Annotated in this window: 10 protein-coding genes and 1 other RNA gene; 4 read left to right on the forward strand and 7 right to left on the reverse strand. The window is 59.2% G+C overall.

The genetic code is table 11. The features are described from left to right. Positions 1–7: 7 nt before the first annotated feature. Positions 8–366: a transfer-messenger RNA gene (ssrA, locus tag AADA04_RS12310) on the reverse strand. A gap of 87 nt (positions 367–453) precedes the next feature. Between ssrA and AADA04_RS12315 the strand changes: the two genes are divergently transcribed. Next, entirely contained in the window at positions 454–1,431 is a 978-nt protein-coding gene (locus AADA04_RS12315; protein WP_340693570.1) for a bifunctional helix-turn-helix transcriptional regulator/GNAT family N-acetyltransferase, read from the forward strand. On the opposite strand, the gene AADA04_RS12320 is transcribed toward AADA04_RS12315, so the two are convergent. From AADA04_RS12320 to AADA04_RS12335, 4 genes are all read right to left on the reverse strand, one after another. Next, on the reverse strand, positions 1,421–2,953 hold the full coding sequence (locus AADA04_RS12320) for a pilus assembly protein (RefSeq protein ID WP_340693571.1): 1,533 nt from the start codon (positions 2,951–2,953) through the stop codon (positions 1,421–1,423). The two genes, AADA04_RS12315 and AADA04_RS12320, sit on opposite strands and share 11 nt — an antisense overlap. 18 nt (positions 2,954–2,971) lie before the next feature. Further along, positions 2,972–4,513 carry a Tad domain-containing protein gene (locus AADA04_RS12325; RefSeq protein WP_340693572.1) on the reverse strand — a complete coding sequence of 514 codons (1,542 nt, stop codon included), beginning with the start codon at positions 4,511–4,513 and terminating at the stop codon, positions 2,972–2,974. 163 nt (positions 4,514–4,676) lie between these two features. Continuing rightward, positions 4,677–6,035, reverse strand: a complete 1,359-nt coding sequence (locus AADA04_RS12330) for a TadE/TadG family type IV pilus assembly protein (RefSeq protein WP_340693573.1) — start codon at positions 6,033–6,035, stop codon at positions 4,677–4,679. An 89-nt stretch (positions 6,036–6,124) separates the two neighbouring features. Then, positions 6,125–7,495, reverse strand: coding sequence for a TadE/TadG family type IV pilus assembly protein (locus tag AADA04_RS12335; protein WP_340693574.1), 1,371 nt, complete (start codon positions 7,493–7,495; stop codon positions 6,125–6,127). Between the two features lie 155 nt (positions 7,496–7,650). Between AADA04_RS12335 and AADA04_RS12340 the strand changes: the two genes are divergently transcribed. After that, on the forward strand, positions 7,651–8,445 hold the full coding sequence (locus AADA04_RS12340; protein ID WP_340693575.1) for a thymidylate synthase: 795 nt from the start codon (positions 7,651–7,653) through the stop codon (positions 8,443–8,445). Between the two features lie 5 nt (positions 8,446–8,450). On the opposite strand, the gene AADA04_RS12345 is transcribed toward AADA04_RS12340, so the two are convergent. Continuing rightward, positions 8,451–10,451: a TonB-dependent receptor gene (locus AADA04_RS12345; RefSeq protein WP_340693576.1), complete on the reverse strand. Its 2,001-nt coding sequence runs from the start codon at positions 10,449–10,451 to the stop codon at positions 8,451–8,453. A gap of 141 nt (positions 10,452–10,592) precedes the next feature. On the opposite strand from AADA04_RS12345, the gene AADA04_RS12350 reads away from it, so the two are divergent. Beyond that, positions 10,593–11,279, forward strand: a complete 687-nt coding sequence (locus tag AADA04_RS12350; RefSeq protein ID WP_340693577.1) for an aquaporin — start codon at positions 10,593–10,595, stop codon at positions 11,277–11,279. 4 nt (positions 11,280–11,283) lie between these two features. Here the strand turns inward: AADA04_RS12350 and AADA04_RS12355 are convergent, their stop codons facing one another. After that, a complete protein-coding gene (locus AADA04_RS12355; protein ID WP_340693578.1) occupies positions 11,284–11,949 on the reverse strand; it encodes a hypothetical protein in 666 nt (221 codons plus the stop codon). 155 nt (positions 11,950–12,104) lie between these two features. Here AADA04_RS12355 and AADA04_RS12360 point away from each other — a divergent pair, with 155 nt between their 5' ends. Beyond that, positions 12,105–12,641 carry a dihydrofolate reductase gene (locus AADA04_RS12360; RefSeq protein WP_340693579.1) on the forward strand — a complete coding sequence of 179 codons (537 nt, stop codon included), beginning with the start codon at positions 12,105–12,107 and terminating at the stop codon, positions 12,639–12,641. The last annotated feature ends 46 nt before the right edge of the window (positions 12,642–12,687 follow it).

Raw genomic sequence — 12,687 nt, forward strand, 5'->3', positions numbered from 1 at the left:
GGAGAAAAGTGGAGGCTTCTGTTGCCAGGCGCCTCCGGGCCCCGCCTAAGGAGCTGAATCCTTAGGAGTTAATTCGGTTAACTACGTACAGCTACGCTGCGAGCAGTTGACCTTCAGCAGAGTTGTCATTTGCAACTATGTTGATGTGAGCTTCTAACGGGGCTCATACGGGCGAAAGTATCGTCTTTAGACGTCCGTCGATCCTATTTCGACCCCGTCAGAAACAGGCGCTGAAGTGCCTGAACCTGCTTGTGGTGGAGTCGCCGGGTACCGCCCCCGGGTCCGAACCGCTTATTACACGTACGTTTATCGCCATAGTCCGAAGACAAGTTCAATATAGGTGACGTGGGCCTCAGATGAAAGGCCTTAAGGCTGCGCGACCGAATTTTCCCACAGCCATGTTGACAGGAAAACAGATATACATAGCATGTTATGTATATCTGGGAGCGCACCATGCCCGACATTCTTCAAGACCTTGGATACCTCGCTCTGGGCAGCCGCCTGAAGCGGCTGGCCGAACGGCTGCAGGCGGATGCGGCGCAGATTTTCGAACAGAACTGCTTTGTCACCCAGCCAAGCCACTTCCCCCTGCTCGCGGCGCTCGACCGGTATGGGCCGCTGACGGTCAGCGAGGCCGTGTCAGCCCTGGGCGTCAGCCAGCCCGCCGTCACGCGCAGCCTGGTCGGGCTCGTCGATATGGGGCTCGCCGAGACAACGGTATCGGAAACCGACCGCCGCCAGAAATCCATTTCACTCACCATGGAGGGCACCGAGGCGGTTGCCCGCATGAAGCGGGACGTCTGGCCCCATGTCGCCCGCGCGGCTGAAGAACTTGCCGCCGGACCCGATGCCAGCCTGCTGGAACAGATCGCAAGGATCGAAGCGGCGTTCGATGAAAAGTCCCTCACGGCACGCGCCAAGGACGGGCACGCCATCGTCGAATACTCCGATGATCTTGCGGGCACGTTCTATGCGATCAACGAGGAATGGATCAGCGAGATGTTCACGCTGGAACAGGCAGATCGCGAGATCCTGTCCCACCCGCGCGAGTTGGTTGTCGACAAGGGCGGGGCCGTCCTGTTTGTTTCGACCGGCGGTCTCGGCATTGTCGGCACCTGCGCCCTGATGCCGATGGGCAATGGCCGGTTCGAACTTACCAAGATGGGCGTCCTCAAATCGGCGCGCGGGCGAAAGTCAGGTGAGTTCCTGCTGGCTGCGGCGCTGGAACGCGCGCGTCAGATGGAAATGGACAGTCTCTACCTGCTGACCAATCGCAAATGCGCAGCCGCCATCCACCTCTACGAAAAGCTCGGCTTCACCCATGATCCTGACATTCTGGATTCCCACGGCAAGCGGTATGAACGCTGCGACGTTGCGATGTCGTATCCAATGGAGCACGCCCCATCACGCAAAACCGGCCCTACTGCTTGATCCGCAATTGCGTGATCGATCGTGCGATCGACTGATAAGCCGCAGTCAGCTCGTCGCCGTTTGAGGCACTGAAAGCATAGGCCGGACTCGTCGCGCAATATTCGAGAATCGTCCGCCCGTCGCCGGTCTTCTGCACGCTGCTCGGCACTTGGAAGCCAACCGTATAGACTTGGATGCTTGAGGGTGACGCCTTCATCGTGTCGCACAGGTCCTGCGCCTGGCGGAACGAGCTTTTCGCGGCCGTCGGGTGGTTGGTGTTGAAATCGCCATCCGTCATCAGGATGACCGCCTTGATGACCTGCTTGGTGTCGTAGGGCAGCGGTTCGGATTCTTCCGGCCAGATCGCAGACCAGTTGGGTGACACGAGATACCAGCCCCAGGCGAGGCCGATATGACCCGCCGTGCCGCCATTGGCTGTCAGCGCTTGCACATGGGCATTGAGGGCCGCCTTGTCGTCGGTCAGCGGCACAGGCCCGGAAGACCGGCAGCCCGCATAGCTCATGTCATAGGCGCCCCTCGACGAATTTCCGCCACCGGATTCAATTTCCTGCTGGCCGTTGCGCTTGTTGTAACTGCTGGTCGACCAGTTCCAGCGCGGATTGCCTGCACCGATCCAGCGAAGCGACTCGGGGGCGGCATCGGTCGCCGCATCACCGCCCGTGCGTTCATACACGCACGTGTCGACAATGTTCGCGTTCTCCATGGGGCGTCGCGCAGCGTTCCAGTTACCAGAACAGTTACCGCCCGGGCAGTACTCCTGTTCATAGTAGAAGAACCGTTTGCCGGTTGCGGCGTCGATCATCCGTGCGCCGTTATAGGTGTCGTAATTGCTGCGCGCGGTTGAATTGGACGCGTCCGCTGAAAGCTCCTGGCGCCGCGTCACGCTGTCGAAATAGTCGCCCGCGTTCACGGCGTTATTGTAGGTCGTGATCGCCAACCGCACATTGCCCGTCTCGGGGGCGTCATCGGGCAGCAATTCATCGAAGGCCACTTCGGCCGCCGACTTCAGCAGGCTGAGCCTGTTCTGGCTGTTCATCGAACCGGAAACGTCGAACACGAAGGCGACGTCCGCCTTGCCAATGGCATAAGTCGAAGTCGAGGCAACGCCGAAGGACATCTTCTCGAAACCCATCAGGTCGGAAATGAAGGTGGGCTGATCGCAGGAGGTCACGCCGTGAATATCCTTGTTGTCGGGATTGAACGAGACCGTCACGGGTGTGCAGACGATCTCTCCACCCTGCTCATCAACCAGCGCCGCCATGTAGCCTTTGACATCCGCTGCGACAGCCTCTTCACTGCCGCCGCTCTGGCGCAGCAACGCGCCAGCCAGCACGGCCGAATCAAGCGCGTACTGGACCTTGTTCTTCTGTCGGACCGTGAACTGGAAATCGATGGCCACACCGCCCAGCGCCAGCACCGCCGGCACGAACAGGGCGCACATGATGGCAATATTGCCGCTCTGCGACAGGTGCCAGTGTCTGAATACCTTGCCTATCTTCATCGACTTCAACCTCATGGCCATGCCCATCGGCGGGCGATCCTAGCGCGTGATGCGCAAATCCGAGATCGATTGGGCGATGGCCGTATATGCGTCCGTCAGTTCCTCGCCATTGTTCGGCGTGAACGCGTGGCCAGCGTCGGTCGCGCAATAGTCCAGGATCGTTTCGCCGCCCGGCGTTGTCGCGACATTGCCAGGCACCTGGAAGCCGACCGTGTAGATCTGTACGTCGTACGGATCTTCCTTCATCGCGTCACAGAACTCCATCGCCAGCTCGATCGAGCTTTCGGAAATGGACGGATGGGTCTGGTTAAACTCACCATCAGTCATCAGGATAATGGCTTTGGCCGTATCCGGCTCGTTCCATGGCCATGGATGGGAGACCGACGGCCAGAGTGAATTCCAGCTCGGCGAGATCAGGTACCAGCCCCACGCAATGCCGAGATGCCCGGCAGTGCCTCCGCCCGCGTGCAGGTCGTCGACATATTCCTTCAACGCCGCCTTGTCTTCGGTTAGCGGCATGGGCGAAGAATTCTCGCATTGCGCGGGCGTCAGGGTAAAGGCGCCCCTGGACGAGTTGGCACCACCAGATTCGATTTCGTAGGCGCCATTTTTCTTGTTGTAGTAGCTCGTATTCCAGTTCCACAAAGGATTGCCCGCAATCATGGAATTGTCGGCACCTGTTCCGCCCACCTCATCGGTGACCGCATTCACGCCAACCCGCTCGGAGACGCAGGTATTGTCGCCGATATTCGTCTCGAACCAGCGCCGCTTCGGCGTGATGGTCCAATTGTTGCTATAAGAGCAATTATAGTTGCAACTGGCCTGCTCATAATAGAAGAACCGCTTGCCGCTCGACTGGTCTATCAGCACACGGTTGTTATAGGCATCGTATCGGGATTCTGCCGAATTGCTGCCAGACGCCGCGTCGGTGCCGAGCGTGATCTTTCGCGTCACGTCCTCGAAATATTCGCCTGCATTGACGTTCGCATTGTATGTCGTGAGTGCAATCCGGACCGTTCCGTCGAGTTCGCGGCCTTCGGGCAGCAATTCGTCAAATGCGACTTTTGCCGATGTCTTGAGATTGTCCAGCCGGCTGTTGGAATTCATTGAGCCCGAAACGTCGAAAATGAACGCGACATCGACATTGCCGATGCCATACGTCGTGCCGGAGCGAACCTTGAAGTACAGCTTGTCGCGGTGCAGCAGCTGGGTCAGCGTCGTCACCTGAGCGCACAGGATTTCGACCTCGATGTTTTGCGTCCCGTCGAGGAATGTGAGTTCCGGGTCCGTGCAACTCAGGCCATTGCCCTGCACTCCCACGAGCGCGTCAACGTAATTACCCACAAGCGTAATGATCTCTGCCTCGGAACTGCCAGCCTGCATTGCCTTGGAGCCCGCGATCACCGCACTGTCGATGACAGCCTGGATTTTGCCCTTCTCGGTCAACGTCCTCTGCACATCGATCGCGATGCCGGCGATACTCAGGATCGGCAGGATGGCGAGTGCTGCGATGACTGCAACATTCGCGCGCGTGTCCCCGCCATAGCGGCTGGCAAATCCGTAGTGCGAACTACTGGGCATGATATTCGCCTCATCAACGATCATTCGGGTGGGTCCCAAACGCGATGATGAACGATATTGCTTTTTTCGTCGTTAGGCTGGCGCCCCGAGTTCGCGTGATTGCAGCAAGACGCGATTAACCAGACATCGGCGTCTTGTCAGCGGACTGGAGGCACCTTTTTCCCTAATAGGTGATGCGCAGGTCGGAGATCGACTTGGCGATCATCGTGTAGGCGTCCTTCAACTGCTGGCCGTTCTCGGGCTTGAACGCATGGGCCGCACTCGTGGCACAATAGTTCAGGATGTCCTGGCCTTCCTTGGGCGCCTGGAACGCCACGGTATAGATGACGACGTGCTCCACCTTGACGGCATCGCAGAGCTTCTTGGCCTGCTCGAACGAATTGCCCTGCCCACTCGAGAAGTACGAGTTGAACTCGCCGTCTGTCATCAGGATCATGGCCTTGGCGGAATCCGGCTCGTCATAGTCCAGCGGCTTGGACGCCACCGGCCAGATGCCATCCCACTCCGGATCGATCAGGTACCAGCCCCAGGCCACGCCCATATGGCCAGCCGTACCGCCAAAATCGTTCAGGCCGTTGACATAGGCTTTCAGGGTCGTCCGGTTATCCGTCAACGGAAGTGGGCCGATGCTGTTGCAAGTTTCCTCGCTCCATTTCTCGGTCGATTCGTTGAACTTCGCTTCGGCAGCCTCCAGCCATGCGTTCGCGCCTGGTTTTACATCCGTGAACGCCTGGGCGCCGATGCGCTCCTTGACGCAATTGTTGGTGATCGTTTTCGTGGCCACCATTGGCGTGTAGACATCCTTGTACGTCTTGCACTTGCCGTTACTCTTGTAAGCGATACAGACTTGCGTGGTCTTGGTATAGTTGACCGTATAGGTCCGCGTCGCGTTCTTGTTCGTCACGGCCTTGAAGTAGCTGCCGGCATTGACCATCGAGTCATAGCTGGTCATGGCAAGGCGCACATCATCCAGCTTCGCCGTGTCGTATGACGTCGGCAGCAGTGCGTCGATCGCGTCCTTGGCCGCGATCTTCAGGTCGGCCATCTTGCCGCTACTTCCCATCGACCCCGAAACGTCGAACACGAAGGCCACATCGACCTTGCCGATACCGTAAGTCGAGCCGGAACGGACGCGGAAGTCCATCTTCCGCTGGCCGATCACGTTCGATAATGTCGTCGGCTGGGAACAGAAGATCGATGCATTGATGTCTTGTGCGTCGTCCTTGTATTCAAGCGCGACGCCCGTGCAGTCGAGGCTTGCGCTCTGCTGCTTCAGCAGGGCGGTGACATAGGCGTCGACGTCTTTCGCGACGTCCTCGCGGCTGACGCCTTCCTGCATGGACCGTGCACCGAAAATCACGGCGCTGTCGATGACAGCCTGGACCTTGTTCTTCTGGGTCAGCGTCATCTGGGTGTCGATGGCCACGCCAGCGATCGCCAGGATCGGGATCAGCGCCAGGGCAAAGATAATGGCGATATTGCCGCCGGTATCGGCACGCCAACGAATAAAACGAAAATTCACAACAGCGCGCTTCAACTTTGTCTCCAGTTCAGAACAAAACGCTATGCCAATAAATATATGTCATGGGGTTCACCTCGATCTCCGCCGCTCTAGTAGGTGATACGAAGATCAGAGATGGATTGGGCAATCATCGTGTAGGCATCCTTCAGCTGCTGGCCATCTTCCGGATTGAAGGCATGGTCGGCACTGGTCGCACAATAGTTCAGGATTTCCTGGCCCTGCGATGGCGCTTGGAACGCCACAGTGTAGATGACGATATGCTCGGCCTTTGCGGCGTCACACATCTTCTTGGCCTGCTCGAACGAATTGCCCTGCCCACTCGAGAAGTAGGAGTTGAACTCACCATCGGTCATCATGATGATCGCCTTGGCCGCGTCGGGCTCGTCATAGGGCAACGGCTTGGACGCAGACGGCCACACTGAATCCCATTTGGGATCGATCAGGTACCAGCCCCAGGCGACGCCCATATGGCCGGCGGTCATGCTGAAATCGTCGAGATCGTTGACATAGGCCTTGAGGCTTCCCCGATTGTCCGTCAACGGAAGCGGGCCGATATCGTTGCAGGTTTCCTCTGACCAGCGGTCTCTGGACTCATCATAGTATGCTTCGGCAGCTTCGAGCCATGCACTCGGGCCCGGATCCTCATCCGTGAAGGCATCGGATCCGACGCGCTCCTTGACGCACGTATTGTTGACGGTCTTACTCGTCACAGCAGGCGTCGTTTCCGTCTTGTACTTCTTGCACTTGCCATTTCTTTTGTACTTCGTGCAGACTTTGGTCTCTTTATTGTAGTTGGCGGTGTATGTACGCAGCGGATTTTCATTTGTGACCGCTTTGAAATAGGAACCGGCATTGACCATCGTGTCATAGCTGGTCATCGCGAGACGCACGTCGTCGGACTTGCTGGTATCATAAGCGGTCGGCAACAATGTATCGACAGCCTCAAGGGCAGCGACCTTCAGGTCGCTCATCTTGCCACTGCTACCCATCGAGCCGGAGACGTCGAACACGAAGGCGACCTCGACCTTGCCAATGCCGTAGGTCGAGCCGGAAGCGACGCGGAAATCCATTGTCCGTTGGCCGAACAGGTTCGACAGCGTTGTTGGCTGCGAACAGAAGATCGATGCATTGATGTCCTGGGAATCATCCTCGTATTCGAGGGAAATGCCTGCGCAGTCGAGCGAAGCGCTTTGCTGTTTCAGCAGGGCCTTCACATAGGCATTGACGTCCTTGGCCACTTCCGTCCGGCTTGCGCCATCCTGCATGGCGCGCGCACCGAAGATCACGGCGCTGTCAACGACCGCCTGGACCTTATTCTTCTGGGTCAGCGTCATCTGCGTATCGATGGCGACACCGACAATCGACAGGATCGGAATAACAGACAGCGCAAAGATGATTGCGGCATTGCCGCGCGTATCAGCACGCCAGCGATTGGTCAGGCCTTTGACAAGATTTTTCATCGTGTTGTACCTCCCCTTTGGATTGGTTGTGGATACAGCCACCATATATTTCATAAGATTCATTCAATTTGGTTCGAGCATGCGCGGAAAATTGGTCACTGCTGACAAGTTTGTGTTAATGGTTCTGGCCAACGAATCGCGCAAACGAGGCCCTCATGAGACAGTATCTTGACCTCCTGTCAGACATTCTGGAGCACGGTTCCGAGCGGTCAGATCGTACTGGAACCGGCACAAAGGCCGTGTTTGGACGCCAGCTGCGCTTTGATTTGGCTGACGGTTTCCCGATGGTCACGACCAAGAAACTGCACCTGCGCTCAATCATCATCGAGCTGCTCTGGTTTCTCAAAGGTGATACGAATGTCCGTTACCTCAAGGATAATGGCGTCTCGATCTGGGATGACTGGGCCGATGAAAACGGCGACCTCGGGCCCGTCTATGGTAAACAATGGCGCAGCTGGGCGGCGCCGGACGGCCGCGTGATCGACCAGGTCCAGTGGGTCCTCGATGAAATCCGCACCAATCCGAATTCCCGCCGCCTCATCGTCTCGGCCTGGAACCCGGCCGACGTGAATGACATGGCCCTGCCGCCCTGCCACTGCCTGTTCCAGTTCAATGTCATGGACGGCAAGCTCAACTGCCAGCTTTACCAGCGCTCAGCCGACATCTTCCTCGGCGTGCCGTTCAACATCGCGTCCTATGCCCTGTTAACGCTGATGATGGCCCGCGCGACAGGTCTCCAGGCGGGTGAATTCGTCCACACGTTCGGCGATGCCCACCTTTATATGAACCATATCGATCAGGCGCAGCTGCAACTGACCCGCGAGCCCCGCCCCCTGCCGACGATCACGCTCAATCCCGACAAGACCGACCTGTTCGGCTGGGCATACGAGGATTTCAAGGTCGAGAATTATACGCCTCACGCCCATATCAAGGCGCCGGTCGCGGTCTAGCCCCGCTAGAACAGGAAACGGATACCCGCGCGGATGTTGCGTCCGGGCATCGGCACACTGTCCTTGAGGACAGATGTCGCTGTGCGCACTTCCGCATCACCGATATTCCGCGCCTCGATGAACAGTTTGGTGCCCTCGCGGCCTGCCCCATAGCGCGCAATGTCGAGATCGGCATGCAGGTCGGCGGTGACATAGCCATCGGTCGGCAACAGGCCCGCGCCGGGCGAATCCTGATCGCCGGCCCAGGTCAGCTTCGCCCCTAGCGCAAGCGCGCCCCAGTCGGCTTCTGCCCCGGCATTCAGTGTCACCGGCGGCACATAGGGCACGTCGCTGCCATCATCGAATTCGGCGTTCACAAGATCCACCCCGGCATCGAATTTCCAGTCGGCCTCGAGCGGGCCGTCGAGCAGCTGGTATTCGGCAAAGGCCTCACCACCTGTGAACTGCGCGTCCTGCTGGCGAAATGCGAAGACCGGCAGGTCGTCAAGTTCCGCGCCGGTGGCCGCCAGATAGATGAAGTCGGAGAAATCAGTCAGGAACAGGTTCACCCCGAAACTCATCGTGTCGTTTTCCCAGCGCGCCGTGCCTTCCAGGTTCAGGCCGCGCTCCTTGCCAAGCGTCCTGTCGCCGACCTCGTATTGTTCCGTGGCGAGGTGGGGTCCGTCGGCAAACAGCTCACTCTGGTTGGGCGCCCGCTCGGCCCAGGAGGCCTGTGCCCCAAGGAACCATCCCGACGCCCAGTGCTGGTGAATACCCGCCGACCCGCTGAACAGGTCGAAGCTCACCTTGCCCGCGTTCTCATTGTCGAGATCGGCCTGCTCTGCGCGGATACCGCCCTCGATGCCAAGGCCGCTGTCAAAGTCGTGGGTTTCATACAGGAAAACGCCGAGGCTCGTCGTATCGGTCGGCGTGATGAACGCCTCATCGCCGATGGCATCAAGTGAACTGTCGGCATACTGGATACCCACCTCGCCTTCCAGCGGGCCCAGCACGTGCCCCGCCTCGATACGCCCTTCAAAGCCATTGGTCTTGAAGATGGTGCCCGGCTCGCCAGGGGCCTCGAACTCGGTATGTTCATAGTCTGCGACCGACCCGGCCGCCGTGATCTTGGTGAGGAAACCATTGTCCACGTTCAGGCCACCACGGATATCGTAACGCGTCTGCGTGAGATCAATAAAAGCAGTCTCTTCCAGCGGCAGGCCGTATTGCGAGCTCTGCTGGCGCACGGCGCCGCCAAGGAATCCCATGTCGCCGATCCAGGACAGGCCGCCCGCCACGGAATTTGTCTGCACGAACGAGTTAGGCAACTCGCCGTCCGGCCCGGCCGGGTCACCGGTCTCGGCACGCAATCGGTCCGACTGGGCCGGAACCGGTATGTCGTAATTGCCAAAGTCGCGGGTCGAGGCCGTCAGCGTTACCACGATCGGCCCATTGACCGCCTGGACCCGCGCGCCGCCCTCGGTGCCGTCATTGACACTGTTGGTTGCAGCGTAGGCTTCGCCGGCAAATGGACGCTTCGGCAGGTCTTCCATGATCAGGCCGTCAATCACGTTGACCACGCCGCCAATCGCCTGCCCGCCATAGACCAGGGCGGCCGGGCCGCGCAGGATCTCGACCTTTTGCGCATCAATACCGTCAGCAGCCACCTGGTGATCCGGGCTCGCGGCCGACACGTCGATCACGCCGATCCCATTGGTCAGCACCTGCACGCGTTCGGCGCCGAGGCCGCGCAGGATAGGCCGGCTTGCCCCCTGCCCGAATGCGGTTGAGGCGACGCCCGGCTGGCGGTCCAGCGTATCGCCCAGCGTCGAGGCGAGCGCTTCGACAATTTCCTTGCGGTCGAGCGCAGCGACATTGCTGACCAGTTCGCCTGCGGTCCGTTGTGGCCCGGGCAAGGTGACGATGACCGTTTGTTCAATGCGGACTTCGTCCTCGGCTTGATCCTGGGCGTGGGCCATTCCGGCAATGAGCGGCGCGACCGCCACGGCAGCGAGCAGATACTTCATGGGAGGAAACCTGTTTGTGTTATAAGATAACGTACAGCTCTTTTATCGTTGGCCCGCAGCCTGTCAATTGCCCAAAGCGCCGAATTGACGCAAATTTCCTCCCCGACGGCACATAGTCGTCATGTTCTGGGAGGGAACCTCATGAAAATTTTGGTCGCCGAGCTTGTCGGCACACTCACCCTGGTCCTGTTTGGCTGTGGTGCCGCCGTCCTTGCCGGAGAGCATGTCGGGCAACTCGGCATCGCTTTCGCCTTTGGCCTCGCGATCGTGGCCATGGCCTATGGCATCGGTCCGATATCAGGCTGTCACGTCAATCCGGCCGTCAGTTTCGGCGCCTTTGTCGCCGGGCGCATGGATGGCAAGACCATGCTGACCTATTGGGTCGCCCAATTCATCGGCGCCACGATCGGCGCCGGCATTCTCTTCCTCATTGCCAGCGGCAAGGCGGACTATGATGTCGCCATCAACGGGCTTGGCCAGAATGGCTGGGGTTCGGGATATCTCGGCGAATACACCCTCGCCGCCGCGATTGTCTTCGAGATCGTCGCGACCTTCCTGTTCCTGGTCGTGATCCTCGGATCAACGCAGGTCGGTGCCCCGACCGCCATGGCAGGCCTGTCGATCGGCCTGACGCTGACGGCGATCCACATTGTCGGCATCCAGGTGACCGGCGTATCCGTCAATCCGGCGCGCAGTTTCGGTCCGGCGTTGTTTGTCGGCGGCCACGCGATGTCACAGCTCTGGCTGTTCCTCGTCGCGCCTCTGGTTGGCGCAGGCCTCGCAGGCATGAAGTGCCGGATAGGCCTTCTCGACCAGGACGCCGCCTAGCGGTTCAGGCCTCGGCCGGGTCAACCAGGCCGAGGTCTTCCCGCCGCCGCATGATCATTGATACCGCGACGGCGCCCACCATCTTGCCAATCACGAACACAACCCAATTGGCGACATGTAGCGAATTGCCCGGCTCGGCGCCGAACTCGATCTGCTTGGCGAGGTCGGCGCCGTAAAGGAACACGGTCGTGTCAACGGGCGCGGCCAGCGCGCTCGACAACAGAATCCGCGTCGACAGCCGGTACTTCGTGAACGTGAACATCAGCCAGTCGACGCCTTCGGAAATTGCGAAGGCAATGCCGCTCGCCAGCGCGATGACCGGCCATGCATAATAGAACGACCAGGCCACGGCCATTGCCATGACCGCCAGCACGCGGTGGCCCATCTCGCGTTGTACGAAATCGCGGATCACGAAAACCATGCCGGTCACGATCGTCATCGGGTGCAGGGAAATCCCCTGGGTCCATGCCGCGCTTTTCTCGACAATCTGGATTTCCGGAATCACACCGAACGACCAGTTCAGAAAAGGTATCAAAGCGACATACATGAGGGCCCACGCGCGGCCCTTGAGCAGGTAGATCGCGGTGAATGTCAGCGCTAACGCAACTATGACCTGAATGAACTGACCGGGATTACCATTGGTAATGATTGAAATAAATGAATTGATCACGCCTGAGCCCCATGCTGCGTTTCCTCACGCATAGCTGACAAATCCAGTTGCTTCGACCCCAAAACAATTGTTCCACATGCTTAACAAAGTCAGGCAGAAAACGCCTCGCATTCACGAACACCAGAAGGGTCGCGCCTCCGATTATGTATAATGATGTGAAACTCAGCCTCATCGTTGCCCGTGGCCGCAACAATGTCATCGGCGTCGCCGGGCAATTGCCGTGGCGCCTGAAGAGCGACCTGATGTTTTTCAAGAAAGTCACGCTGGGCAACCCGATCATCATGGGTCGCAAGACTTGGGAAAGCCTGCCCAAGCGCCCGCTGCCCGACCGCGAAAATATCGTCATGACCCGCGACTGGACGTATGACGCGCCCGGCGCGCGGGTCTATTCCAGCTTCTTGCCTGCCGTGAACGCTGCCAAGGCCATCGCCGCACGTGAAGGCAAGCGCGAAGTCTTCGTGATCGGCGGCGAAGCGATCTACCAGCTCGCCTTGCCACTGGCTGACCGGATCTATGTCACCGATGTCGATGCCGCACCGGACGGCGACGCCCACTTCCCGGCGCTCGCCGAAACTGAGTGGCACGAAGCGGCGGCCGAGCATTTCGCGATCAGCGAAGGCAACGATCACGCCTTCACCATCCGCAAGCTTGAACGGGTCCACGCTTCCACCCCGGCGAGCACGGACGCCTGACACCCGGGCCACCCCCGTCCCACACCCTCACCCCACCGGTTCACTC

The organism is Hyphomonas sp. (assembly GCF_037969335.1).
Taxonomy (GTDB): Bacteria; Pseudomonadota; Alphaproteobacteria; order Caulobacterales; family Hyphomonadaceae; genus Hyphomonas.

Bases quoted from the DNA above. Each gene is read 5' to 3' on its own strand.
- AADA04_RS12315 (WP_340693570.1), top strand. From the start codon at position 454: ATGCCCGACATTCTTCAAGACCTTGGATACCTCGCTCTGGGCAGCCGC.
- AADA04_RS12320 (WP_340693571.1), bottom strand. From the start codon at position 2,953: ATGGCCATGAGGTTGAAGTCGATGAAGATAGGCAAGGTATTCAGACAC.
- AADA04_RS12325 (WP_340693572.1), bottom strand. From the start codon at position 4,513: ATGCCCAGTAGTTCGCACTACGGATTTGCCAGCCGCTATGGCGGGGAC.
- AADA04_RS12335 (WP_340693574.1), bottom strand. From the start codon at position 7,495: ATGAAAAATCTTGTCAAAGGCCTGACCAATCGCTGGCGTGCTGATACG.
- AADA04_RS12340 (WP_340693575.1), top strand. From the start codon at position 7,651: ATGAGACAGTATCTTGACCTCCTGTCAGACATTCTGGAGCACGGTTCC.
- AADA04_RS12345 (WP_340693576.1), bottom strand. From the start codon at position 10,451: ATGAAGTATCTGCTCGCTGCCGTGGCGGTCGCGCCGCTCATTGCCGGA.
- AADA04_RS12350 (WP_340693577.1), top strand. From the start codon at position 10,593: ATGAAAATTTTGGTCGCCGAGCTTGTCGGCACACTCACCCTGGTCCTG.